The 23,711-nt window shown below is 61.3% G+C and carries 24 protein-coding genes; 18 read left to right on the top strand and 6 right to left on the bottom strand.

Annotated features, from left to right (window positions below; translation table 11 throughout):
• Nucleotides 1-609, top strand: a 609-nt coding sequence (locus VIH17_09750) for a hypothetical protein (GenBank protein ID HEY4683516.1), incomplete at its 5' end; no start/stop codon positions are given.
• Between the two features lie 269 nt (nucleotides 610-878).
• On the opposite strand, the gene VIH17_09745 is transcribed toward VIH17_09750, so the two are convergent.
• Nucleotides 879-1,994: a hypothetical protein gene (locus tag VIH17_09745; protein ID HEY4683515.1), complete on the bottom strand. Its 1,116-nt coding sequence runs from the start codon at nucleotides 1,992-1,994 to the stop codon at nucleotides 879-881.
• Between the two features lie 135 nt (nucleotides 1,995-2,129).
• Here VIH17_09745 and VIH17_09740 point away from each other — a divergent pair, with 135 nt between their 5' ends.
• The 13 genes from VIH17_09740 (at nucleotide 2,130) to VIH17_09680 (ending at nucleotide 14,448) form a co-directional block, all read left to right on the top strand.
• Entirely contained in the window at nucleotides 2,130-2,846 is a 717-nt protein-coding gene (locus VIH17_09740; GenBank protein ID HEY4683514.1) for a tetratricopeptide repeat protein, read from the top strand.
• Nucleotides 2,847-2,970: 124 nt separating this feature from the next.
• Nucleotides 2,971-4,116, top strand: coding sequence for a deoxyguanosinetriphosphate triphosphohydrolase (locus tag VIH17_09735; protein ID HEY4683513.1), 1,146 nt, complete (start codon nucleotides 2,971-2,973; stop codon nucleotides 4,114-4,116).
• Nucleotides 4,117-4,491: 375 nt separating this feature from the next.
• Nucleotides 4,492-5,025: a DUF177 domain-containing protein gene (locus VIH17_09730; protein HEY4683512.1), complete on the top strand. Its 534-nt coding sequence runs from the start codon at nucleotides 4,492-4,494 to the stop codon at nucleotides 5,023-5,025.
• Between the two features lie 124 nt (nucleotides 5,026-5,149).
• Complete coding sequence (gene rpmF / locus VIH17_09725) at nucleotides 5,150-5,338, top strand: 50S ribosomal protein L32 (protein ID HEY4683511.1); 189 nt, start codon at nucleotides 5,150-5,152, stop codon at nucleotides 5,336-5,338.
• Between the two features lie 183 nt (nucleotides 5,339-5,521).
• On the top strand, nucleotides 5,522-6,556 hold the full coding sequence (gene plsX / locus VIH17_09720) for a phosphate acyltransferase PlsX (GenBank protein HEY4683510.1): 1,035 nt from the start codon (nucleotides 5,522-5,524) through the stop codon (nucleotides 6,554-6,556).
• Nucleotides 6,557-6,584: 28 nt separating this feature from the next.
• Entirely contained in the window at nucleotides 6,585-7,532 is a 948-nt protein-coding gene (gene fabD, locus VIH17_09715) for an ACP S-malonyltransferase (protein HEY4683509.1), read from the top strand.
• Between the two features lie 215 nt (nucleotides 7,533-7,747).
• Nucleotides 7,748-8,494 carry a 3-oxoacyl-[acyl-carrier-protein] reductase gene (gene fabG / locus VIH17_09710; GenBank protein HEY4683508.1) on the top strand — a complete coding sequence of 249 codons (747 nt, stop codon included), beginning with the start codon at nucleotides 7,748-7,750 and terminating at the stop codon, nucleotides 8,492-8,494.
• A 133-nt stretch (nucleotides 8,495-8,627) separates the two neighbouring features.
• Nucleotides 8,628-8,876, top strand: a complete 249-nt coding sequence (gene acpP / locus VIH17_09705; protein ID HEY4683507.1) for an acyl carrier protein — start codon at nucleotides 8,628-8,630, stop codon at nucleotides 8,874-8,876.
• 9 nt (nucleotides 8,877-8,885) lie between these two features.
• Nucleotides 8,886-10,127: a beta-ketoacyl-ACP synthase II gene (fabF, locus tag VIH17_09700; GenBank protein ID HEY4683506.1), complete on the top strand. Its 1,242-nt coding sequence runs from the start codon at nucleotides 8,886-8,888 to the stop codon at nucleotides 10,125-10,127.
• A 70-nt stretch (nucleotides 10,128-10,197) separates the two neighbouring features.
• Nucleotides 10,198-10,986 carry an electron transfer flavoprotein subunit beta/FixA family protein gene (locus VIH17_09695; GenBank protein HEY4683505.1) on the top strand — a complete coding sequence of 263 codons (789 nt, stop codon included), beginning with the start codon at nucleotides 10,198-10,200 and terminating at the stop codon, nucleotides 10,984-10,986.
• Complete coding sequence (locus tag VIH17_09690; protein ID HEY4683504.1) at nucleotides 10,986-11,975, top strand: electron transfer flavoprotein subunit alpha/FixB family protein; 990 nt, start codon at nucleotides 10,986-10,988, stop codon at nucleotides 11,973-11,975. The genes VIH17_09695 and VIH17_09690 overlap by 1 nt, the downstream gene beginning before the upstream one ends.
• A 250-nt stretch (nucleotides 11,976-12,225) precedes the next feature.
• Entirely contained in the window at nucleotides 12,226-12,438 is a 213-nt protein-coding gene (locus tag VIH17_09685; GenBank protein ID HEY4683503.1) for a type II toxin-antitoxin system HicB family antitoxin, read from the top strand.
• A gap of 309 nt (nucleotides 12,439-12,747) precedes the next feature.
• Nucleotides 12,748-14,448 (top strand): electron transfer flavoprotein-ubiquinone oxidoreductase, encoded by a 1,701-nt coding sequence (locus VIH17_09680; GenBank protein ID HEY4683502.1) that lies wholly within the window; start codon nucleotides 12,748-12,750, stop codon nucleotides 14,446-14,448.
• Nucleotides 14,449-14,565: 117 nt separating this feature from the next.
• Here the strand turns inward: VIH17_09680 and VIH17_09675 are convergent, their stop codons facing one another.
• Both VIH17_09675 and VIH17_09670 read right to left on the bottom strand, forming a co-directional pair.
• Nucleotides 14,566-15,711, bottom strand: a complete 1,146-nt coding sequence (locus tag VIH17_09675; GenBank protein ID HEY4683501.1) for a hypothetical protein — start codon at nucleotides 15,709-15,711, stop codon at nucleotides 14,566-14,568.
• A 16-nt stretch (nucleotides 15,712-15,727) separates the two neighbouring features.
• Nucleotides 15,728-16,849 carry a hypothetical protein gene (locus tag VIH17_09670; GenBank protein ID HEY4683500.1) on the bottom strand — a complete coding sequence of 374 codons (1,122 nt, stop codon included), beginning with the start codon at nucleotides 16,847-16,849 and terminating at the stop codon, nucleotides 15,728-15,730.
• 58 nt (nucleotides 16,850-16,907) lie between these two features.
• Here VIH17_09670 and VIH17_09665 point away from each other — a divergent pair, with 58 nt between their 5' ends.
• Nucleotides 16,908-17,690, top strand: a complete 783-nt coding sequence (locus VIH17_09665; protein ID HEY4683499.1) for a lysophospholipid acyltransferase family protein — start codon at nucleotides 16,908-16,910, stop codon at nucleotides 17,688-17,690.
• Here the strand turns inward: VIH17_09665 and VIH17_09660 are convergent, their stop codons facing one another.
• The 3 genes from VIH17_09660 to VIH17_09650 are packed head-to-tail and all read right to left on the bottom strand — an operon-like array spanning nucleotide 17,691 to nucleotide 20,434.
• Nucleotides 17,691-18,821, bottom strand: a complete 1,131-nt coding sequence (locus tag VIH17_09660; protein ID HEY4683498.1) for a trypsin-like peptidase domain-containing protein — start codon at nucleotides 18,819-18,821, stop codon at nucleotides 17,691-17,693. It lies immediately after the preceding gene.
• Complete coding sequence (gene coaE / locus VIH17_09655) at nucleotides 18,818-19,480, bottom strand: dephospho-CoA kinase (protein ID HEY4683497.1); 663 nt, start codon at nucleotides 19,478-19,480, stop codon at nucleotides 18,818-18,820. The genes VIH17_09660 and coaE overlap by 4 nt, the downstream gene beginning before the upstream one ends.
• Before the next feature lie 12 nt (nucleotides 19,481-19,492).
• Nucleotides 19,493-20,434 carry a bifunctional 5,10-methylenetetrahydrofolate dehydrogenase/5,10-methenyltetrahydrofolate cyclohydrolase gene (locus VIH17_09650; protein HEY4683496.1) on the bottom strand — a complete coding sequence of 314 codons (942 nt, stop codon included), beginning with the start codon at nucleotides 20,432-20,434 and terminating at the stop codon, nucleotides 19,493-19,495.
• Nucleotides 20,435-20,573: 139 nt separating this feature from the next.
• Between VIH17_09650 and VIH17_09645 the strand changes: the two genes are divergently transcribed.
• The 3 genes from VIH17_09645 to VIH17_09635 all read left to right on the top strand — a co-directional run.
• Nucleotides 20,574-22,718: an alpha-amylase/4-alpha-glucanotransferase domain-containing protein gene (locus tag VIH17_09645; protein HEY4683495.1), complete on the top strand. Its 2,145-nt coding sequence runs from the start codon at nucleotides 20,574-20,576 to the stop codon at nucleotides 22,716-22,718.
• 79 nt (nucleotides 22,719-22,797) lie between these two features.
• Complete coding sequence (locus VIH17_09640) at nucleotides 22,798-22,971, top strand: Trm112 family protein (protein HEY4683494.1); 174 nt, start codon at nucleotides 22,798-22,800, stop codon at nucleotides 22,969-22,971.
• Nucleotides 22,972-23,067: 96 nt separating this feature from the next.
• Nucleotides 23,068-23,711: PfkB family carbohydrate kinase (locus tag VIH17_09635; GenBank protein HEY4683493.1), on the top strand; the 644-nt coding region annotated here is incomplete at its 3' end.

The raw sequence follows: 23,711 nt of genomic DNA, 5'->3' as shown, positions 1-23,711 counted from the left end.
CAGGATAACCGCCGGCCGGACCTGGAGCGGAGCAACTCCACGTTTGATCAGCGGCACCGCTGGGTGACGAGCGCGGTGTTCGAAAGCCCCTTCAAGCGCACCGACGAGGGCTGGCACCGCAAGTTTCTGGCTGACTTCATCGTCGCCCCAATCATCGAGGTGGCTTCAGGCAGGCCCTTCAGCGTCCTCACCGGCACGGACCTAAGCTTGGACTTCGGGTCGAACACGGACCGGCCGTCGGTGGCTTCTTCTGGCGGGGTATCGTCGCCGTTCATCCCCGGCGTTAACTTTGTCCCCCCCACGGTGTGCGACGTGGCGGTGCCGGGGGTGACGACCCCGTTCGGCTTCGGCTGCACGGGCAACCTGGGGCGAAACGCCTTTGTGCGGCCCAACTTCTTCCAGTGGGACCTGCGCGTTTCGCGCAAGTTCTACTTTGGCGAGAAGCTGAACCTTGAGTTCATCACCGATATGTTCAACCTGTTCAACCGTTTCAACGTCGGCGACGTGAGCCCGTTGTGCAATCCCGTCGCTGGGACCTGCAGCGCCGGCGAGCCTACTGCAGCGCTCGATCCGCGGCAGTTCCAGTTTGGGTTGAAGTTGAATTTCTAGTAAGGCTGCGCGCAGCGGCTGCCTGCAGAGTTTGTCTGAAAACGCATCCACGCCGAGCCCGGTGGCACCCGCCACCGGGTTCGTTCTTTGTCCCCCAGGCAGGTGCCTGGGGGCTCGGCGCCCGGGGTCGAGTGCTTGGTGCTGGGTGCCTCCCGGTTCTAGCGCCCTGCCCCTGACGAGCCACGCGAGTTTTCACACGGACTGTCCAGGCGGGCATTCCCATGCGGCAGCCAGGCGTGCCGGCCTAAACGCCGCTACAAGATATAGACCTACCGGCCAGGCAGAATCTGAATTGCTGCATCGAGATAAAGTCGAATTTCGGGGTGCCCGATGCGGGCGGCCGAGGCGCGACGCGCCAGTTTGACCAGGTCGCCGCGAATTTTTTCCGGCTGTTGCGGCTGTTTGTCCAATTGGAGCAGCAAACGACTCAATCTTCGAACGAGATCAGAATCGGCGTGGCCTCGTGCGGCAAGCAGCAACTCCCGGAGGCGCGAGGCCAGAGGAGTTGCCGACGGTGGCGGGATGACCCATGCCGCCAGGCGAAACTCGCCACTTGCTTTGGCAGCGACCTCGACGACACCGCTGTTCGTGGGTCCACCCGTGCTCCGGATGAATAGCTCCTCACCGCCCATCCATTGGACTGCCTCGGGGTTGAGATTGCGTACCACCAGTGCCACAGAATCCTCGGTGCCCCGAACCATCACATAGACGTAGTTTTTCTGTCCCGTCTTGAGTGTGTCGGCGTAGGCCGCCAGACTCAACTCCACCACCGTGGCTCGACCGGCTTCCACGCGGTGATCGCCGGACTGAAGGATGAGCGGCAACGGGCCGGGAGGAGTGCTGGGTGCCGGGGCGAAGACGATCGCCAGCGGCGAGGCGGCCAAGACCAGTGCCGGCTCGTTCCCCAACCACGCCCGGTTTTGATCGGCTCGGCCGCCAAAGCCGAACCCGACCAGCGGCACCAATTCCTTCCGGGCGAACGTGAGCGGCACGCGATCTACGTGGAAAGGGGTAAGCGGATCGAGAAGGTCAGCGACCACCGGAGCGCTCGCCCCGATTCCTTCGAGGCTCGCCACCGAGGGAGTTCCGGCAAGCCCCGATTCGATCGGCGCAAGAGTGGCCGTCAGCAGCCCCGGCCCGGCGGGCGCCAGAAAAACAGCCCGCCCCGTCTCATCGGTGCGCACTTTCCTCCCATCGGATAGCTCGACCGTCGCTCCGGATAGTAGCCGGCCATCGCCGGCTACCACGGCCAACGTCGCCCATTTCCCAGCCACCAGCAGCGGAGGCAGTACAATCTCAGGGTGGGGCGGTGTCGTCGCTGGTGCTGCTGCCGGAACGGCAAGCTGCCACGCGCACCAGGCGGCAAGCAAGGTGGCTCGGATCACGGTTCCAGAATACCAGCGGCGTCAAGCAGGTTGGGCGGTTCTTCAGGCCGTCCGGGTGGTACCGGGGTGTCTTTGACACCCTGCGGCGAGAATTGTTAGTATCTCTCGGTTGTCTTGGAGCCGGAGGAGCAGGCAGTGGCGCGCATCTCGCGGCAGGAGCTGAAACACGACGAATTTGTCGAATCGGTTGCGGAAGCGACCGGCTATCTGCGGGGGCACGGCCGGACGATAGCCATCGCTGCCGGGATCGTCGTGGCTGTCTTGATTGCAGTGTTCGGCTACCGGCTTTACGCGGAGCGGCAGTCCATCCGTGCGGAGACCGCGCTTGGCAAAGCCATGCAGACCTTCCACGCTCGCCTCCGGCAGCCGGCCGAGCCAGCGGCCGAGCCGGACGAGATCACGTTCGCTTCCGACTCCATCAAGTATCAATCGGCCCTGAAGGAGTTCGGCGACCTGGTTCAGAAATATCCCCGTACCCGCGCGGCCCGCGTCGCTCGCTACTATTCGGCGCTGAGCCAGATCCAGCTCGGTCAGGCGGAGGCGGCGAGCCGGACGCTCGAAGAGCTGGCCGCCTCGGACGATCGCGAAATCTCCAGCCTGGCCAAGTTTCAAATGGCACAGCTCTACCAACGCTCCGGCAAGTGGAGCGATTCCGAGAAACTTCTTCGCCAGATCATTCAAAACCCCACCTTTTCGGTTTCGAAAGCGGCTGCCGAGATGACCCTGGCGGACCAGCTTCGCCAGAAAAATCCGGCTGAGGCCATCAAGCTCTATGAGCAAGTCCGCAACCAGTTCCCGACCTCGCCTTTGGCGGACACCGCCAAAGAGCGGTTGGACGAATTGAAGCAGTAGCCAGTCTCCGGAAGAAAGAAACTCGAAAATCGAAAATCGAAAAACGGAAAGCGGATGGGAGGCGGGTCTCTCTTTTCTCTTTTCTATTTTCCCTTCCGGTCAGTTGGCCTAGAATGACAGCCTCATGCTGCCCAGCCAAGGTCTTTCGAGCTATGCGATGAGTCTGGCTCGGTCGCGCGGCCGGCGTTATCCGGAACCGCCCCATCCTTACCGCAATGATTATCAGCGGGACCGCGACCGCATCATCCATGCCCGCGCCTTCCGCAGGCTTGAGGCCAAGACCCAGGTCTTTACCACGCGCTATTCCGACCATTTTCGCAACCGGCTTACCCACACACTGGAGGTGGCGCAGATCAGCCGCACGGTAGCCGGCGCTCTCGGCCTGAACGCCGACCTGGTGGAGGCGCTGGCGCTCGTTCACGATATTGGCCACCCGCCTTTTGGTCACGCTGGCGAGCAGCGGTTGGATGAGATCATGAGGAAATTCAACGATCGCTTTGACCACAACCTCCACGCCCTCCGCATTGTGGAGAATTTCGAGCAGCGCTACCCCGATTTTCCCGGACTCAACCTGACCTTTGAAGTGCGTGAAGGGATCATCAAACATTCCCGGGATTATGACGCGGAAGAATTTGCGGAACTGGCCGAGTATTCCTTGGACGAGCGGCCGCCGCTCGAAGCTCAGTTGATCGACCTCTGCGACGAAATTGCCTATAACACCGCCGACCTGGACGACGGATTTGAGGCAAAGCTGCTCACGCTCGAAAGCGTTCTTTCCGGTTGCTCCCTCTTTTGCCGTTTCTATGAACAGGCGGTGCGGCAATACGCGCGCGCCCCCGCCAAACTTCGCTTCAATGAGGGACTACGACAAACCATCAATGCGTTGGTGACCGACCTGCTCGAAAACACAGGGCGGCGGATTGCTGAAGCGGGCGTAGAAACAGTCGAAGACGTTCGCCGCGCCGCGCGCCGGCTGGCCGGGTTGAGCCCGGCCATGGCGGAACAGAATGCCGAGCTCAAAAAATTTCTCTATTCCAATCTCTATCTACACGAACAGTTGGTGGGCGAGCGCGCTCGCGCGGCCGACGCGCTGGAGCAGCTTTTCGACCACTATGTGGCTCATCCGGATGATCTGCCGCGAACGCATTTTGAGAAGACGCGCCAGGAGCCTTTGCACCGGGTCGTGTGCGACTATCTTGCCGGAATGACCGACCATTACTTGCTTCGCCAACAGCGACAGTCAGCCGCCAAGGCTCGAACGAGCAACTGAGATGCTTTCTCTCTGCGAGATCTCAGCCCGCGAGTTCACCCCGAGCGTTCCGGCGAGTAGGGGCCTGGGTCCTTGCGCCACTACATGGCTTTCCGCACTCGGCCCCGGCATGTGCCCTGAGCCTCCAGACCCGGTGGCGGGTGCCACCGGGCTCGGCGGCATACGTTCAAGGCACCTGGGCTGAGTGTAGGTGGAACTGTGGGGGGAGGTGGCAATCCATCTTGGGAAGTTTCGAGATATCTACGGCATGGGCGTCTTGGACGTGCCTTCCCCAAACCGCCCGTTCCGGAGGATTAATGCTCGATTGGCGCCATGCTCCGGCTTTTCTTGACACCCCCCGAGGGCTGGCTATAATAGCCCTTCGCCTTTGACACCATGTTTATTGAAGTCAAAGAGTTAGAGAAGAACAGGCTGCGGATTCGCAAGAGCTACTCGCCGGGCTCGATCGACTACCGTAGTGAGGAGTTCCAGCAGTCGGCACCGCTCGAGGTCCGGGGCACCGCCGAGCTGAACGGCCAGGCGATTCGCATCTTTGGCCAATTCTCGACGCGCGTGGAAATGGCGTGCGCGCGGTGTCTCGAGCCGGTGGAAGAAGAGATCAGCCGGAATTTCGACCTGACCTACCGACCGGTGACTTCGGTTGGCAAACAAGGAGAGGTTGAGGTAAACGAGGAAGAGAGTGAAGTTGGCTATTATCGCGGCGAGGGAATGTTTCTGGCTGACGTGCTGGCCGAGCAGGTCATCCTTGCGCTGCCCATGAAAGTCATTTGCCGGGTTGACTGCCGGGGCCTTTGCCCGACCTGCGGCGCCAACCTCAATGCGGAACACTGCCGGTGCGAAATCCAATCCGGCGACCCGCGGCTGGCCTCGCTGGCCCGCATCAAACAAGACTGGTTCAAGAAACACTAGTGCCGTTCCAATTATTTCAGGGTAAGTGTTTCGAGAAGCCAACATATATTATGATGATAGTTTGCCGTACAACCTTGATACTTTGCGCCCGCCGCGGCAGGTTGGAACGGCACGAGGAGTTTTCATGCCTAATCCGAAACGGCGTCATTCCAAGGCGCGGAAAGCCAAACGGCGCGCTCACGATCATCTGATTGCGCCTGCTTTCTCGGAGTGTCCGAACTGCCACGAGATGAAACTCCCGCACCGCGTCTGCCCGCACTGTGGCTTCTACAAGCAGCGCGAGGTGATGGAAGTAGCCGCGCCGAGAACTTGAGCATAACCCTGCGCCGTGCGGTGCCGGTGGATGCCATCCCAACTCCTCTGTTAGTGCCGTTCCAACCCCGACGGGTCGGGGCAAGGCCAAGCTCATGAACGGGTGGATCGAGAGTACAACGGCCCAAAAGACCCCCTGCCAGCGCCGTGCTGCTGGACAGACACGGCACTGAACTCTCAAAGTATGATTACCATCGCGGTGGATGCCATGGGAGGCGACCATGCACCTCGAACGGAGGTGGAAGGGGCGTTGCTGGCGGCGCGGCAGTTGGGAATTGGGGTGGTGCTTGTCGGGCAGGAAGAGATGGTCCGCCGCGAACTGGCCAAACACAGTCACCGCGGCCTGCCGGTTGAAATTCACCACGCCGCCGAGGTCATCGGCATGGGCGAGGAAGCGGCTCGGTCGTTTCGCAAGAAACGCGACAGTTCCATTCACGTGGCCGCCCGGTTGGTACGGGAGGGTAAGGCCGGCGGGTTCGTGAGCGCAGGCAACACGGGCGCGGTCATGACGGTGGCTCGTTTCCTGCTCGGCACTCTGGCCGGGGTGGACCGCCCGGCGCTCGCTGCTCCCTTTCCCACTTCGCGCGGGTCGGTGGCAGTGATGGTGGACGTTGGCGCGAACGTGGATTGCAAACCGGAACACCTGGAACAATTCGCGGTGATGGGTGAAGCTTACTACCGCTCCATTTTCAACGTGACTCGCCCGAAAGTGGGCCTGCTCTCGATTGGCGAAGAGGAAGTGAAGGGCAACGAACTGGTCAAGGAGACCCACAGCCGGATGAAACATTTGCCGGTGAACTTCGTGGGGAATGTCGAGGGGCGCGATGTCTTCAGCGGCCGGGTGGATGTAATCGTTTGCGACGGCTTTATCGGCAACGTCGCGCTCAAAATCAGCGAGGGCATGGTGGAGGCGTTCGGGGGTATGCTGAAGGAAGCGCTCTCGAGCACGCTGAGCGCCAAGGTCGGCTACGTGCTCTCCCGACAGGCGTTCAGCAACTTCAAGAAGCGCGTGGATTATTCCGAATATGGTGGCGCGCCGTTGCTCGGGCTGAAGGGAGTCTGTATCATTTGCCACGGCCGGTCGAACGCCAACGCCATCATGAATGCGGTACGGGTGGCTGCCGGCTTTTGCGAAAGAAGGGTGAACGAGAGGATAGAGCAAGGCTTGGCGGGCACGTCCCGAGGGCGCCGGGACGTGGCGACCACCAGCAGAACTTGAATCCCACCAGGGACGGTAAACTCCTAAAATGAGCCAACTGGCGTTCCTATTCCCGGGGCAAGCTTCGCAGTACCCTGGCATGGGCAAGGAACTGGCGGAAAAATTTGCCGTGGCGCGCGCCGTGTTTGACGAAGCGGATGCGGCGTTGGGTTTTTCGATCTCCAGGCTTTGCTTTGAAGGACCGGAGGAAGAACTCAAACTCACCGCCAATACCCAGCCGGCCATCCTGACCTGCTCGATTGCCGCCTATCGCCTGCTTGAGGAGAAAGGCGTTCGGCCAAACTACGTGGCCGGGCATAGTCTGGGAGAATATTCGGCGCTGGTCGCCTCGGGATGCCTCGCCTTAGCCGATGCTGTGAGAGTGGTGCGCAAGCGCGGGCAGTTCATGCAGGCGGCGGTGCCGGTGGGGCAGGGCGTCATGGCGGCGATCCTGGGGTTGGCTCAGGCGCAGGTGGAAGACATCTGCGAACAGGCGGCGCAGGGCGAGGTGGTCTGCCCGGCCAACTTGAATTCGCCCGAGCAAATCGTGATTTCCGGCCACACGGCAGCGGTGAAACGCGCTCTTGAGATCGCGAGCACACGCAGCGCCAAGCGAGCGGTTCTCCTCCCGGTCAGCGCTCCTTTTCACTGCGAGCTGATGCTCCCCGCGCAACAGCAGCTCGAAGGCGAGCTCCGGCAAACCGCCTTCGGGGACATGGCCATTCCTGTCGTGACGAATGTGGACGCCGAAGTGATCGAAGGGCGTGAGGAAGCGCGCGACGCGCTGATCCGCCAGGTCTCGGCGCCGGTGCGCTGGGAAGAGTCGATCCGGTTGCTCATTGAGAGAGGAGTCAGCCGCTTTGTCGAGGTGGGGCCGGGCAAAGTCCTGAGCGGACTCCTGCGCCAAATCGATCGCTCGGTGGCCGCCTACAACGTGGAGGACGAGAAGAGTTTGCTCGCCACGCTCGAAAAGCTGGCGCACGCGGCCGAGGAGTGAATCGTGAGGGGTGAAGGGAGAATGCCGAAGAATGACCTGGGATGGCGAGGCGGGACGTTTTGCCCCCTTCCCGATTCGCGATTTACCCCGCGGGGGAGGAGCTAGTGCCGTTCCAACTATTTGGGGCCATTTTCCGCAAGTCACACGGCATGCTTTGATCATACAGGATCGAGATCTATAGGCTCATCAAGTTGGAACGGCACTAGGCTCGGAGAATGTTCGCGCTCGGCGAAAAAGTCGCTTTCATCACCGGCGCTTCCCAGGGAATCGGCTGCGCCACGGCTGAGGTGCTGGCGGAAGCAGGCGCCAAGATCGTTGCCGCTTCGAGGCAGGTCGAAAAGCTGAACGCATTGGCGGCCAGGATTCAATCGGCGGGCGGGGAAGCGCTGGCCGTCAAGATGGATGTAGCCAGCGAGGAGGAGATCAAGGCGGCTTTTGCCCGGGCGACAGAAAGATTTGGCCGGGTCGATATCCTGGTGAACAATGCCGGCATCGCGCGCGATCAACTTGCCTTGCGCATGAAACGAGAGGACTGGGATGCGGTCCTCCAGACAAACCTGACGGGCGCTTATCTTTGCGCGCAACAGGCCCTGCGGGGCATGCTCCGGCAGCAATGGGGCCGCATCATCAACATCACTTCGGTCGTCGCCCAGACCGGCAACCCCGGCCAGGCGAATTACATTTCCGCCAAAGCGGGTCTGATCGGCCTTACCAGAGCCCTGGCCGTTGAAGTGGCTTCTCGCCACATCACCGTGAACGCCATCGCTCCCGGATTTATCGTGACGCCCATGACCGCGGGGTTGCCGGAAAAGGCCAAGGCGGATTTGATCGCGCGCATTCCGCTGGGCCGGATGGGTTCGGACCGGGAAATTGCCTACGGCGTTTTGTTTCTCGCATCGGAAGAAGCGCGCTACATCACCGGTCACGTGCTGGACATCAATGGCGGGCTGTATCTCGCCTGAACGCATCCGGCAAGCCAGCCCGCCTGCCTTGGACTACGATCGATTCTGTTTTTCGCAAAACTTGAGGCTATCTTGCTATTCGCGGGCACGCTGATTAGAATGTGTGGCCGCTCGGAATAAGGAGGAACGCAGAATGGCGTCAACGACAACGGAAGAACGAGTGAAGCAAATTATCGTCGAGCAACTGGGAGTTGCCGAAGAGGAGGTCACCGACAACGCTTCCTTTGTGGATGACCTGGGCGCCGATTCGCTGGACACGGTGGAGCTGGTGATGGCCTTCGAGGAAGCCTTCAAGATCGAAATCCCCGACGAGGACGCTGAGAAAATGACCACGGTGAAAGACGCCATCGCGTACGTCAAGAGCCATTCCAAGGAAAGGTAGGGGGAGATCTTGGCGCGCAGGGTTGTCGTTACCGGATTAGGTTTGCTCTCGGCGGTGGGGAACGGAACGGAGACGGTCTGGCAGAACTTGCTGGCCGGCAAGAGCGGGATTGCTCCCATCACTCATTTTGACGCGGCGAACTTCGATTGCCGGATAGCCGGCGAGGTGAAGAATTTCGACCCCCTTCAGTTCATCGAGAAAAAGGAACTGAAGAAGATGGGCCTCTTCATCCAGTTTGCCATCGCTGCCACCGACTGGGCGCTTGAGGCCGCCTGCTTGAAAATCACGCCGGAGCTTTCGCCGCGCGTGGGCGTTTACATCGGTTCCGGGATCGGCGGGTTTGACGTCATTGAGCGCGAGCACTCGAAGCTGCTCGAAGGCGGGCCGGGGCGCATTTCTCCCTTTTTCATTCCGGCAACCATTGTCAATCTGGCGGCCGGCTTTGTTTCCATTCGCGCGGGGGCGCGCGGACCGAACTCAGCGACGGCGACGGCCTGCTCGGCCAGCGCTCATGCCGTGGGCGATTCCTACCGCTTGATCGCGCATGGCGATGCCGACGCCATGATCTGCGGCGGCACGGAAGCCGCCATCACTCCCATGGGTGTCGGCGGCTTTGCCGCCATGCGAGCGCTGTCCACGCGCAACCACGACCCGGAACATGCCAGCCGGCCCTTCGACCAGGAGCGCGACGGCTTTGTGGTCGGAGAAGGCGCCGGAATGCTGATCCTCGAAGAGCTGGGATATGCGGAACGCCGGGGCGCGAAGATTCTGGCGGAAATCGTCGGCTACGGCATGTCCGGCGACGCCTTTCACATCACTCAGCCGTGCGAAGATGCCGGCGGCGCAGTACGGGTCATGAGGGCGGCCATCGAAGACGCGAACATCGCGCCTGACCAGGTGGACTACGTCAATGCTCACGGGACCTCAACCCCGATCGGCGACGCGCTGGAGACGCTGGCGCTCAAGCGCACCTTTGGCGACCACGCCCGCAAGCTGGCCGTCAGCTCGACCAAATCCATGACCGGGCATCTGCTGGGCGGGGCCGGGGGCCTCGAGGCGGGGATCACCGTGCTGGCCATCCGCGATCAGATGTTGCCGCCGACGATCAACCTGACCCACCCTGACCCCGCTTGCGATCTGGACTACGTGCCGAACCACTCGCGCAAGGCAGAGGTTCGCTACGCTCTTTCGAATTCGTTTGGCTTCGGCGGCACCAACGCCGCCTTGCTGTTCCGGCGTTACCCGGAATAGTCCTCCCGATCCCGACCTGTCAGGAGGCTGGGGACACTGACCTTTTCTGACCCGCACCCCGGAGGAACCCTTGAACATTATCGTGTGCATGAAGCAGGTACCGGCCAAGGATGCGCCACTGCGGCTGGACCAGTCGAGCGTCTGGATCAAAGAGGCGGATATCAGCTTTGAAACGAATGAGCCCGACACCTTTGCCCTGGAAGAGGGTCTGCGGCTCAAAGAAAAGTTCAGCGGGGAACTCACTGTCATCTCTCTCGGGCCGGAGCGGGTCAAGCAAACGATTAAAGAGGCGCTCGCCAAGGGCGCCGACCGGGGCATCCATGTGCTTGACGACCAGTTTTATCAACTAGACCCGCTTGGCATGGCGGTGGAACTGGCCGCAGCCGTCACGCGGGGAAAGTGCGACCTCGTGCTGACCGGGCTGCAATCGGACGATCACGGCTTTGCTCAGGTCGGGGTCATCCTGGCGGAACTTCTCGGGTTGCCCCACGCGACGATCATCAAGCAGATAGAAGTGCTCGCCGGCCCCTCCGGCGGGGCAGGGGGCATCAAGCTGAAGCGCGAACTGGAGGGTGGATGGTTCCAGTGGGTTGAGCTGCCGATGCCAGCCTTGCTCACGATTCAGTCCGGCATCAACAAGCCGCGCTACGCGACCCTCAAGGGGATTATGGCCGCGAAAAAGAAAGAGATTCTGACCCTTTCACGCGCTGACCTCGGCGTGCGCTTGACGGCCACGCAAAAAGTGGAACGCATCTACGTCCCGACAAAGTCCAAGAAGACCGAAATGATCCAAGGGTCAGCCAGGGAAGCGGCGGCACGGTTGGTCGAAAAACTGAAGCATGAGGCGAGGGTGATTTGATGGCAGATGGAATTCTGGTAGTAGCTGAGCAGCGGCAGGGGAACCTGAACAAAGTGAGCTGGGAGACGCTCGTGGCCGCGCAGCAATTGGCGGCAGCGGTTGGCCGGAAGCTCGGCGTGGCGGTGATGGGCAAAGGCGTGGGCGGGATCGCGGAAGAATTTGCTGGCAAGAAGCTCGATGAGGTATTGCTCGTTGAGCACGATCTGCTTGCCGACTACACTCCTGACGGGTACACGCTCGCGTTGCAGCAGGTTCTCCAGCAGACCTCGCCCTATCTCGTCCTGATGCCGCATACCTACCAGGTGCGGGAGTTCCTTCCCAAGCTGGCCACCTCGACTGGCCGGGGAGTGATCGGGGACTGCATCGGTTACCGCAAGGATGGCAATCAATTGGTGTTTGTCCGCCAGATGTTCCAAGGCAAAACGAACGCGGATGTCACCTTTGCCGGCGATCCACCCTATTTCGCCACGTTTCAGGCGGGCGCCTTCCGGGTGGACCAATTGGCCGGTGGGACGGGCAAGGCGTCGGTTCGGAGCCTTTCTGTTTCCCTCGATGCGAGCCAGATTCGGACTAGGCCGCTCGAGCTTTTCCAGGAGGCAAAGCAGGCGGTGGACCTGAGCCAGGCGGAGGTGATCGTTGCCGTCGGTCGCGGCATCAAAGCAGCGGAAAATCTTCCCCTTGTTCAGAAACTGGCGGAGCTTCTTGGCGGCGAGGTGGCTGCCTCCCGGCCGATCTGTGATGAAGGCTGGTTGCCGCTCGATCGGCAAATCGGCAGCTCCGGCCAGACCGTCGCGCCCAAGCTCTATCTCGCGCTGGGCATTTCCGGCGCCATCCAGCACGTGGTGGGCATGAAAGGTTCGCGCACTATCGTGGCCATCAACAAAGACCCGAACGCCCCCATCTTCGAGGTGGCTGACTATGGCATCGTCGGCGATCTCTTCGAAATCGTCCCCGCCCTCACCGAAGAAATTCAAAAGGCCAAGGCATAGAACTCATCTCACAAATGATAAGGTTTGGAGTGCTGCGGCTAGTGTCGCCCCAACTTATTGTGCCCGCCGGGGCGGGCCAAGCGGCGGAAGCCGCTGCGCTGAACAGAGAGAACTGTGCTCACGTTCGGCCCATGGGCTTCTGCCCGTGGGCCAGCTAGCGTGGCCGGAGGATAATCTCCACCTTCGCCTCGCGAGGACAGGGCAGACGCCCAAATATGCTAGAATGCATTTGCTGGCTGGAGAAAAGCCTGTGACGGATCAAGATTACAAGACGGTTCTATATCGGCAGGAAGATGGGTCGTGGGTAGCGGAGATTCCTGCCATTTCCGGCTGCTATGCCCTGATGCCGACCCGAGAAGAGGCGCTTGCTGAGCTGGCCAAGGTATTCGAGATGATCGCGGAGGAGTATCGCGAAAAGGGCATTCCCCTTCCGGCGGATACTACCGAAATCATTCATGCCTAGTGCCACCGCACGCGAATTCCAAAAGGTGGCACTCCAACTCGGTTTTACGAGAACACGACAGACCGGCAGTCACGAGCGTTGGAACCACCCTGACGGCCGCGCGGTAACGATCCCCCTCCATGGTGGACGCGAAATTGGGCCACCGCTATTCTTCAAGATCCTTCGCCAATTAGGTATCTCCCTCGAAGAATTTCAGAAGCTGCGTTAGTTTGAAAAATGCAGACCAGCTAGCATTCAGGGGCAGGAAACCCCGCCTACGTTTTGCAAGGATGCGGCAGACCAGGGTTCTGCTAGGATAGCCGTGTGGCCATGGAACGACCAGCTCACAACGAGGTCGAACGCGAATCTCTCGAAGCCGACGTAGTGATCGTGGGCGGCGGGCCGGCGGGGCTGGCTTGCGCGCTGCATCTCGCCCGGCTGATCAAGCAGCACAATGAGCGCATCGCCCGCGGCGAGGTCCGCGGTTCGAAAATCTCTCAGGAAAATATCTACCTCCTGGAGAAGGGGCGGGAGTTGGGCGCGCACGCTCTTTCCGGCGCGGTCATGGATCCCCGCGGCTTGGCTGAGCTGGTGCCCGATTTCGAGAAGGCAGGCGCGCCGCTCGAATCGCCCGTCACCCGGGATGCCGCCTATTTTTTGACGCCGAAGCGCGCCTGGAAATTACCCATCACGCCGCCTCCTCTTCGCAATCACGGCAACTACATTGTTTCGCTCCATCGCCTGACGAGATGGCTGGGCGGGTTGGCAGAAAAGGAAGGGGTGAATCTTTTCACCGGCTTTGCCGGCAGCCGGCTTTTGTACGAGGATGGCCGCGTGGTGGGCGTGCAAACGGAAGACAAGGGGCTCGACCGCGAGGGCAAACCGAAGGAGAACTTCACGCCCGGCTACAACCTCTTTGCCAAGGTCACGGTGCTGGCGGAAGGCCCGCGCGGCTCCCTGACCAAGCACTTGGTGGACAAATACTCGCTCGACGAGGGCCGCAACCCCCAGCTTTACGCCCTCGGCTTGAAGGAAATCTGGGAAGTGCCCGACGGGCGGGTCGGAACCGGCGCCGTGATGCATACGATGGGCTGGCCGGTGCCGAGCGAGCTCTACGGCGGCGGGTGGATCTACGGCCTCGGCGACAATCGCGTTTCCATCGGGCTCGTCTCCGGGCTCGAATATGCCAACCCCTATTACGACCCCCACGACGCCTTCCAGCGCTTCAAGCTCCACCCTTTTGTCCGCCGGATTATTGAAGGCGGCAAACTGATTCGTTATGGCGCGAAGACGATTCCTGAAGGCGGCTGGTTCGCCATGCCCCGGCCGCGCGTGGACGGCGCCCTCATCATCGGCGATAGCGCCGGCTTTCTCGATTCGCAAAGATTGAAGGGCATTCACATGGCGATCAAGAGCGGCATGCTGGCGGCTGAGACAATTCTCGACGCGCTCATCGCCAACGACTATTCGACTAAAACACTTTCAGCCTTCGAACAACGCGTCGAGCAGAGCTGGATCCGCGAGGAACTGTGGAAAGTGCGGAACTTCCATCAGGCCTTCGCCCATGGATTATGGCTCGGCTTGATCCACGCCGGCCTGCAACAGGTTACCGGCGGCCGGGGCATGTGGTCGCGCTATCCATCCCGTCCCGGCCACGAGCGCATGAAAAAGCTGGGCAGCGCCGGCATCAAGCCTCTCGAGCGGATCAAGCCCGATGGCAAGCTTACTTTCGACAAGCTCACGAATGTCTATTATTCCGGCACGCGCCACGAGGAGGAACAACCCTGCCACCTGGTCATCGCCGACTACAACATCTGCAATCATCGCTGCACGGTGGAATACGGCAACCCGTGCCAGTATTTCTGTCCGGCAGCGGTCTATGAAATGACGGAGGATTCCTCAGGAAAGCGCCTGAAGGTCAACGCCTCCAACTGCGTCCACTGCAAGACCTGCGACATCATGGACCCCTACGAGATTATCAACTGGGTTCCGCCCGAAGGCGGCGGCGGGCCGAACTACGAAGGGATGTAGTCACGAATTCCGGCTAGTGCCGTTCCAACTTGATGAGCTTATACATCTCGATCCTGTATGATCAATAAAGCATGCCGTGTGACTTGCTGAAAATGGCCCCAAATAGTTGGAACGGCACTAGGGGCCGGTCTGGCCGGTCTGGCGGAGCAGCGCCTGATACTCCTCCCAGTTTCTGAGTGCTTTGCTCAAATCCACCGACTGCAACAACCCGAGGTAGAACTCAGCGAGAGATTTTCCGCTTTTTGGGTAGGCGGCCATGCCTTCGAAGAAGGCGAGCTCGAGAATGTAGCCCAGGCGGTATTCTCCCAGCCGGATTCTCTCCGCAGCCTCGGCGAGGTTGGAGTTGGCCGGGATGGCGTAGTGAAGGGCCAGCGCTTTCACCAGGCATTCCTCGACGAACTGCTCGACGTTTCGATATTGCCGGCTGACTTCCTCCGGGGCAGCGCGATAGATCGGTTCAGCCGCTTCGAGGAAAGGGCGGGAGGCAGCCGCTTGCGTGAGCGGGTTGACCAGGGCGTGCAGGAGTTCGTGGGGATTGTATCGCCACTCCTTTTGCGGCCCCTCGACGACGTAGATCGTGCCCTCCACTTCAAAGGAAAAGCTGCGGTCATAGGCCGAGAGCAGGGTCGGCAGGACGACGATGCGGTGAGGTAATCGTTCCGGCGGCGTGGCCGGTTTGAAATAGTCAAAGAGGCGGGCAATCTGCTCGCGGGCAGCAAGGCGATCGGCGGCAATGACCTCTTCGTGTTGCGGAGCAAACTGGCGGTACCACTGCTCGACGGGCGCAATCTGAGCAAACTCCCGCAGCAGGTCAGCGAACGTTCCCAGGGAGGAGCGCTCCCCCAGGAACGGCAACCGGTCGCGGAGTTCCTGCGTCCGCGCCGTCATCATGTATTCCGGATAGCCGGTGGTGGAAAAGGCGTAGTTGGCAAATTGCCAGAGTTGGAGCCGGCGGCCGTTTTCCCGGTAAAAGCGCCCCGCTTTCTTGCGAAAGTCGGGATACCGCTCCATCACCTCGGCGCCCAGCGCCCGTGCCTGCTGCCGCACCGGATGCATGCCGGCGCGATTCGTTTCCTCGTCGTACCCGATGGCATTGAGCAACAGGAAGGTATTAAAGATTTCGCGGCTGTACTGAAATTCGACGTATTGAGAGGTCACAAATTCCGGTGGCTTGTAGAGGGGTGCTTGGGCGAAGAGTCGCGGAGCGCCGGCTGCCAGACAGAGAACGAGCCCCGCGAGGGCCAGGAAATGGGAACCCTTCATGAGAGAACCAGAGACCTCAGGAACGAGAACCAACGAATAGCCGGCGGAAGAAGCTTTTGATTTTCGCGCCAACCCCCCGGCCTCTCTTCGCTTCTTTGTTTTCGCCATCGGCGCGCGAAGCCCCGGGAGACCCGGCCCTTTGCCGGTGCGTTTCAGGAAGCGGCACGGCGATGACCTGACCGACAAACATGGCCGGCTGCAGCCGAAGTTCCTTTGCCATCGCCAGCGCTTCAGCGAACGGGAAAATGTCCTCGGTCGAAGGCTTCACCGCGCCCGATTCGGGCGAGGCAGGCGTCTCCGGCATGTACACAAGCGGCGGCATAATCACCTGCCACGCGGGGGGAGGCGGCTCTCTTTTCGGAGTCTCTTTTGGGGCGCCGGCGAGCGCTGAAGGAGCAGCCGGCCCGCCGGGCGGCGGACTATCCTTGCCCTGTTCCTGGGAAGTTGTCGTTGAAGCGCCCAGCAAAGTTCGAACCGTATCCGACGGTTTTGCCGCAACGCTTTCGACGCCCGTCTCGCCCCGGCGCTTGGCCATCGCTGATGGCAAGCAGGTGCAAGCTCCGGGCGCAGCATCGGCCGCCTCGAGGCGGCCATTCTTGACTTGCCATTCCGCCCCTTCCGGCACGAGCAGAGCGCCAGCGCCAAGTTGCTCCCGCAAGGTTACCGAACCGCGCACCGCTTTGACGCTCAGGGTTCCGGCCGCGTCCAATGCCAGGCCGGCCTCGCGCTCATTTCCCGGACTTTCCATCAGCCCGATGACGAATTGCGGCGTGTACAGGTTCACCAGAATCGGCCGGGGGAGGCGCAAATACAACTGACCGGCGCCAAAAGCCAGCGTCAATCCCGAAGAGCTCTTGAGAAGGGAAACAGTCATCGGCCCGCAGAAGGTAATCTCGCCGCCTTCGAACAGATGCAGTAGTGCCGCGTCCCGTCGCACGTTGAGTTCGTTTCCGCTGGCAAGAAGCGCCACCGTGCGGCCATCCACGCTGGCGAGGCTTACTTGGCCCCGGACCGTGAAATCTTCCCCTTCGAGCTGCCCGATGCCTTCCTGGCCCCGAGCCGGGGCCCAACCCCCCAAGAGCAAAAGGAAGGCAAGAAGGGCTCTCCCACCGATTCTCTTTGCGGGTCGCGCTGGCATGGCGGTTCGATTCTTGGGCTGAAGCTATCGTGTGCTATATACTCGCCCCGTGCCTAAAATGCCATCAGAAAATCCACCCACGCTGGCTGCCGGCTCCGCTGAAGAGAACATCTTTTATGAAGAGTCGCCCAAGCCTTTCACGCTCGGCCAGCGCGTGCAGATTGCTGTCATCGCCCGGCTCGGCTACGGGCTGATCGGGCTGATTGGCCGGAGCTTGCGCTGGGAGGTGGTAGGGCAAAAGAACTGGGAAGCGATTTTCTCTTCCGGCCGCCGCGCCATCTATACGTTCTGGCACCGGTGCATCTTTTCGGCGACGTGGTTCTGGCGCAAGCGCGGCATTGTGGTCATGACCAGCCAAAACTTCGACGGGGAATATATCGCGCGCATTATTCGCGGGCATGGCTACGGCGCGGCGCGCGGGTCGAGTTCTCGCGGCGGGCTGAGGGCGCTGGCGGAAATGGATCACTATCTTCTCCGCGGCGGCAACGTGGCGTTTACCATTGATGGCCCGCGCGGCCCGCGCTTTGTCGCCAAGCCCGGACCGGTCATACTGGCGCGCCGCAGCGGACAGGCTATCTTTTGTTTCCACATTGCCCTCGAACGGGCATACACCTTCCGGAAGAGCTGGGACCTTCTTCAGATTCCGTGTCCCTTCAGCCGCGCCGTCATCTTCATGGCGCCGGCGATTTACGTGCCACGCGACGCGGACGAAGCCACCGCCCGCGCCAAACATCAAGAAATGCAGGCCATGCTCGACCGCATGCGTGAGATGGGTGAGCGGTGGTTTGGGGCCAGTCCGGAGGAGCGGGCTGCCTGGAAAGAGAAGATCGAAGTCGGATAGCTATTCCGGGCGCTCGCCCAACAGGATCGGAATTTTCAACTGACGGCGGCCGCGATAGACGGTGATGCTCACGCGGTCACCGGGGCGCTTCTTGGCCAGGATAGCGTTCAGGTCATCGCGCGAAGCGACGGCTCGTTCGTCCACCGCCACGATGATGTCTCCTCGCTCGAGCCCGGCGCGATCGGCCGGGCTTCCCGGGCCTATTCGAGCCACAAAAATACCTTCGTTGACAGGCAAGTTCAGGGAATAGGCAAGGTAGCTGTCCACATCTCGGCTGGCGATGCCGAGCCAGGCCCTGCGGATATGGCCGGTGGTGAGCAGTTCCTCGGTGATTTGCTTGGCGGTGTTAATCGGAATGGCGAAATTGATTCCCACGCTGCCGCCCTGGCCAGACGGGGTAAACATCGCCGAGTTGATGCCGACGACTTCTCCGCGCGTATTGAGCAACGGGCCGCCCGAATTGCCGTGGTTGATCGAGGCGTCCGTCTGGATCAAGTCTTCGATGAGCCGACCTTCTTCGGCGCGAATGGTTCGGCCAAGGGCGCTGACCACGCCGGCGGTGAGCGTGCCCTGCAACCCGAAAGGATTGCCTATGGCGAGCACGTGCTGGCCGACTTGTAGCCTGCTGGAGTCGCCCAGCGGCACCGTCGGCAGCCTCTTTCCCCTCGGCTCGATCTTGAGGAGGGCAACATCGTTCGCTGGATCCGCGCCGATCACGCGGGCCGGGTAGTGAGTCTTGTCAGAAAGCGCCACGTCGAGTTGACGCGCGCCCTGCACCACGTGGAAGTTCGTCAGGACGTGGCCCCGGTCATCTATGATGAAGCCGGAGCCGATGCCCTGGACGGGAACGACGTTGAAGAAGAAATCCATTTCTAGGATGCGGCTGGTGATATTGACCACCGCCGGGCTTGCCTGCCTGTAGATGCGAATGTCGAGCGCTTCCGTGGGGGTCGTCCCCGTTTCGACGTTCGCTGCCGTGGCTGCTGCCGGAGCTTCATGAGGCTCGGGATGGCGCATGCCCCAACGCGCGCCGGCCAAATAAGCGGCAATCACCGCGAGAGCCAGGATAATCGCCAAACGGAGGGTTGCGCTTTGGGCGCGCTTCGGTTGCGTGCTTCTCTCCGCGTTCATCTTGCTTCCTCCGATCCACTCCGCCCGGGGGGAGCAGGCCCCGATTGTATCGGGGCCAGGGAGCGCAGCTCTTTGACGATGCGCTCGACCTGGAGTCGCGTGTTCTCTTTGGAACCGCTCGAATCAATGACGTAGTGGGCGTACCGGCGCTTTTCTTCCGGTGGCATCTGGGCTGCCAGCCGGCTTTCCGCCTGATCGCGCGAAAGGCTGCGCTCCGTCAGCCGTTTGATCTGTTCTTCCCGCCCGCAGTCAATCACAATCAACCGATCCAGGTACCGGTGGAAGCCGGCTTCGACGAGCAGCGCCGCCTCGACCACGACAATTCCGCCTGAGGCGAGCGGCTCACTCTGCTCCAGTTCGTCTAGACGCACAAGAATCAACGCCGTCACCCGCGGGTGAGTGATCTGGTTGAGACGAGCGAGCCTCGCGGGGTTCGAAAAAACAATAGCGCCGAGGCGCTTCCGGTCCACGCGGCCGTTGGGGAAAAGGATCTGCCTGCCGAATTCGATGACAACCTCGTCGTAGGCCGCGCCGCCAGGCTCCATCAGCGCGTGGGCGAACTGATCGGCAGGAATGATGTGGCAACCCATCTCGGCCATGAACTGCGCCACCGTCGTTTTCCCGCTGCCGATTCCGCCGGTAAGGCCGACACGCAACATGATAGCAACCCGTTAAGGGGAAACCGAAGCAGTAGCCCGCTTGAGCCGCCGCAGTCGTGCCGCCTTGACGGTATTGGACATCAACATGGCAATGGTCAGCGGGCCTACCCCGCCGGGCACGGGCGTGATCGCCCCGGCGACCATCCTCACGTCGGGGTGGACATCGCCGACGAGGATGGACCCCCTGGCCCGAAATTCCTCGATGCGTTCCGGGAAATGCGAAAAGATCTGTTCCACCTGAGCGGCGTCGGTCAGCCGGTTGATCCCGACGTCGATCACAGTTGCTCCGGGGCGAACGTATTCGGGCGTCACCATGGCGGGGCGCCCCATGGCGGCGACAACGATGTCGGCTTGTCGGACGACACCGGGCAAATTGCGGGTACGCGAGTGGCAAATGGTGACGGTGGCGTGAGCGTGCATCAGCAGCAGGGCCACCGGCTTGCCCACAATGTCGCTTCGGCCCAATACGGCAGCCGAGGCGCCCTCGATCGGGACTTGGCTCCGGCGAAGAATCTCGATCACTCCGGCCGGCGTGCAGGGCACCAGCCCTGGGCGCTGCGCTACCAGATGACCCACGTTGATGGGGTGAAAACCGTCCACGTCTTTGGCCGGGTCAACCGCCATGAGAACGCGTTTCGCGTCCACCTGCGGAGGCAAGGGAAGCTGCACGAGGATGCCATCCACTTCGTCGCGCCGGTTGAGTTCTTCGATGAGGGCGACCAGCTCGTCGGTGGTGATGCTCGCCTCAGGCGTCAACCGCTCGCTCATGAGCCCCAGTTTCTCGCAGGCAGCGATTTTATTCCTGACGTAGATTTGCGATGCCGGGTTATCTCCGACCAGCACGGCCGCCAGACCGGGAACAATCCCATGCGACTTGAGCTCGGCAATGTGCCCGGCAAGCTCAGCCTGAATGGCTTCGCCGATCAGGTTTCCATCCAGAATTCTTGCCGGCAAGGAGCACCTCGGCCGGCGCGGTCAACGCGCCGCAAAAAAAATCATAACATACGGCTCGTGAACCCGCCCAAGGGAATGAGTGGCAAAGGCAGCGCCGGACAGGGTATCCTATTTCGCCGGGCCACGGAGAATATTCGCCTTGTCCAACATATCCTTTTCCTTGCTCATCCACGCGCATCAACCCTTCGGCAATTTCCAGAATGTGATGGAGGATGCCTACTCGAGTTGCTATTTGCCGTTTATCGAAATGCTGGCACGCCATCCGGCCATCCGAATTTCCTTGCACTATTCCGGTTGCCTGCTCGAGTGGATCGAGGAGCATCACCCGGATTTCTTTGGCCGGTTGGAAGCGATGGTGGAGGGCCAGCAAGTGGAGTTGGTGGGCGGGGGCTTTTACGAGCCGATTCTTGCGGTCATCCCGCCGGAAGACCGCCAGGCCCAGCTATCCCTCATGAGCGCTTTCCTCAAAGAGCGCTGGGGAGTGGAGCCGGCCGGCGCCTGGCTCGCCGAGCGCGTTTGGGAGCCTCAGCTTCCGGCTGCCCTTGCCGGGGCAGGCATCCAATATACGCTTGTGGACGACATGCACTTTCTGGCAGCCGGATTGGACCAGGATCAATGTTTCGGCTATTACGTCACCGAGGAGTTAGGCCAGGCGATCAAGATCGTGCCCGGGCTGAAGAGCCTGCGCTATTTGATTCCGTTTCGGCCGGTGGAACAGTGCATCGCTTTTTTGCGCGAATCCGCTGAGAAGCATTCCGGCGGGTTGGCGGCCATGGGAGACGATTGCGAAAAATTCGGGGTCTGGCCGGGGACTTACAAGCATTGCTATGAGGGCGGTTGGCTCGAGGAATTCTTCCGTGCGCTCGAGAGCCATTCTGACTGGCTGCGACTGATGCCGCTGGGCGAATACCTCGTGTCGCGCCCGCCGCTCGGTCGAGTCTATCTTCCGACGGCATCCTACACCGAGTTGATGGAGTGGGCGCTGCCCACGCCGGCCAGGCTGACTTTGGAGAGGGCGGAGAGCCAGTCGGAGAAACTCGGCGAGTTCGCTCGATTCTTGCGGGGAGGCTACTGGCGCAATTTTCTGAGCAAGTATCCGGAGGCGAATCACCTGCACAAGCGGGTTCTGCAAGTCTCTTCGCGGTTGCGGGCAGAGCGCGGCTCGTCGCCCCGGCGAGTGGAGGCCACGAGCGGCGCCCGCCACAAGCGCAGCCCGGCCGCGGCGGGCTGGGACGAAGCCTATCGGCATCTTCTTCGCGCCCAGGGCAACGATTGCTACTGGCACGGTATTTTCGGCGGGGTTTATGCCCCTCACCTGCGATCGGTGGCCTGGCGGGAGCTCTTGCAGGCGGAAGCATCGCTGGCCGTCCGCGGCGCCAAGCACGCGCCGGAAGTATTTGATCTCGATTCTGACGGGGAGGAGGAGATCTTCCTGGCGTCGAAACATGCCGCTTTGGTCTGGAAGCCCTCGGACGGCGGGACGCTGGCCGAGTTCAGCTTTTATCCCGCAGCCATGAACATCGTCAACTCGATGACGCGCCGGCCCGAAGCCTACCATGATAAGTTGAAGCCTGAAGCGCGTGCCCGAGCCGACGCCGGGCTGCCTTCCATTCATGAACAGGGTCATGCGCTGGGTGAGAGGTTGCTTCGTCTCCTCCGCTACGACCATTACCCGCGCCACAGTTTTCGCTGCTATCTCTTTCCGAAGGGCAAGACAGTGGAAGACTTCGTCGCCCTGGAACTCGGCGAGTTGGTGGATCCGGCGAAGGGCGCCTGGAGCGTCGCCGACGCGGGCGCTCACTCCGTTCATTTCGTTTGGAAGGGCCAGGAGCAGAGGGGCCTTGAGCTTGCCAAAGTTTTTTCCTGGGCTGAAAACAGCAAAGAGTTTGCCCTCACCTGCCGGCTGGGAATACACAACCATTCCGAGCAAGCACTCGAAGGAGCTTTGGGCGTCGAGCTGATTGTGAATCTGCTGGCGGCCAATTCGCCGGACCGCTACTGGCTCTTGTCCGGGAGCCGGCAGGAGCCGCTGGCATGGTGCGGCGAAACGGCGAGCCCCGATTGGATCGGGGCCGTGGACGAGTGGGATCGCCTCCAGGTGGAGATTTCCGCTTCGGGGGCGGCGCGGCTCTGGATCGCGCCGACGTGGACGGTTTCGCAATCCGAGTCGGGCTTTGACGCCGTGTACCAGGGATCAGGTGTCATGCCGGTGTGGGATGCGAATGTGCCCGCCGGTGCCGGCCGCGACCTCGAGATTACGCTTCGATTGTCGCGTTTGCCCTGACGGGCGCAGGCATGGACAGGCGCTTGTCTTTTCCGTCCGGCGTTTGCTAAAGTCATTTGCCTTTCTGAGGAGTTGGACGATGGCAATCAGCAAAGAGCTGTTGGAAATCCTGGTCTGCCCGCTCTGCAAGACTCCCGTGAAGCTAACGCCCGACAGCCAGGGGCTCAAATGCAGTACCTGCCACCGCGTCTATCCGATTAAAGACGATATTCCGGTGATGCTGGTGGACGAAGCCAAGATCGAGTCCGCCTGAGCTCTGTCTCCATCGGGCAGAGATGGGATGAAGAGACGCAGAGTCGAAGGTCTCTTCGACTCTTTGACTCTTCGACCTTTTTGATAAGCGGTGGTCATGAATATTTCGAGCAAGCGATTCGAGAGGATTGTGCGGGACTTTCGTGGCCGGCGGGTCGCGGTCCTGGGCGACCTGATGCTGGATCGTTTTCTCTTTGGTGGCGCAACTCGTCTTTCGCCGGAAGCGCCCGTGCCGGTGGTGGAAATCGATCACCACAGCACCAAGACTCATCCCGGCGGCGCGGGCAACGTTGCCGCCAATATTTCCGCGCTCGGCGGCCAGCCCCTTTGCCTTGGCGTCGTCGGCAGGGATGAAGCCGGGCGAGAAATCGTGAAGGGTTTGCGCGCGCTAGGGGTTGAAACCAGAGGGATCGTCGCCGTCGAGGGCCGGCCCACCACCGTCAAGCTGCGGGTGATGGCGCAACACCAGCAGATTGTCCGTGCCGACTGGGAAACACGCGAGGTCGTGCCCCGGAAAATCGAGGCGCGCCTGCTGCGCAGCTTGCGGAAAGAATTATCCCGGCTTGAAGTCGTGGTGCTCTCGGACTACGGCAAGGGATTGCTTACCCCTTCGCTGCTCGGCGGGTTGCTGGCTCTCTGCCAGGAGCGCCGCGTCCCGGTTTTTCTTGATCCCAAACCGCGCCCCGCCTACAGCGGTGCCATGTTTTGCCGCGGAGTGACAGCAGTCACACCGAACTTGCA

This window comes from Candidatus Acidiferrales bacterium (assembly GCA_036514995.1).
Classification (GTDB): Bacteria; Acidobacteriota; Terriglobia; order Acidiferrales; family DATBWB01; genus DATBWB01.
Note: the sequence above shows the minus strand (reverse complement) of the source record. Positions and strands in the feature narration are given on the sequence as shown.

Bases quoted from the DNA above. Each gene is read 5' to 3' on its own strand.
- rpmF (HEY4683511.1), top strand. From the start codon at position 5,150: ATGCCTAATCCGAAACGGCGTCATTCCAAGGCGCGGAAAGCCAAACGG.
- VIH17_09680 (HEY4683502.1), top strand. From the start codon at position 12,748: ATGGAACGACCAGCTCACAACGAGGTCGAACGCGAATCTCTCGAAGCC.
- VIH17_09730 (HEY4683512.1), top strand. From the start codon at position 4,492: ATGTTTATTGAAGTCAAAGAGTTAGAGAAGAACAGGCTGCGGATTCGC.
- coaE (HEY4683497.1), bottom strand. From the start codon at position 19,480: ATGTTGCGTGTCGGCCTTACCGGCGGAATCGGCAGCGGGAAAACGACG.
- fabG (HEY4683508.1), top strand. From the start codon at position 7,748: ATGTTCGCGCTCGGCGAAAAAGTCGCTTTCATCACCGGCGCTTCCCAG.
- fabD (HEY4683509.1), top strand. From the start codon at position 6,585: ATGAGCCAACTGGCGTTCCTATTCCCGGGGCAAGCTTCGCAGTACCCT.
- VIH17_09660 (HEY4683498.1), bottom strand. From the start codon at position 18,821: ATGAACGCGGAGAGAAGCACGCAACCGAAGCGCGCCCAAAGCGCAACC.
- VIH17_09690 (HEY4683504.1), top strand. From the start codon at position 10,986: ATGGCAGATGGAATTCTGGTAGTAGCTGAGCAGCGGCAGGGGAACCTG.
- VIH17_09640 (HEY4683494.1), top strand. From the start codon at position 22,798: ATGGCAATCAGCAAAGAGCTGTTGGAAATCCTGGTCTGCCCGCTCTGC.
- VIH17_09670 (HEY4683500.1), bottom strand. From the start codon at position 16,849: ATGCCAGCGCGACCCGCAAAGAGAATCGGTGGGAGAGCCCTTCTTGCC.
- VIH17_09665 (HEY4683499.1), top strand. From the start codon at position 16,908: ATGCCATCAGAAAATCCACCCACGCTGGCTGCCGGCTCCGCTGAAGAG.
- acpP (HEY4683507.1), top strand. From the start codon at position 8,628: ATGGCGTCAACGACAACGGAAGAACGAGTGAAGCAAATTATCGTCGAG.
- VIH17_09675 (HEY4683501.1), bottom strand. From the start codon at position 15,711: ATGAAGGGTTCCCATTTCCTGGCCCTCGCGGGGCTCGTTCTCTGTCTG.
- plsX (HEY4683510.1), top strand. From the start codon at position 5,522: ATGATTACCATCGCGGTGGATGCCATGGGAGGCGACCATGCACCTCGA.
- VIH17_09735 (HEY4683513.1), top strand. From the start codon at position 2,971: ATGCTGCCCAGCCAAGGTCTTTCGAGCTATGCGATGAGTCTGGCTCGG.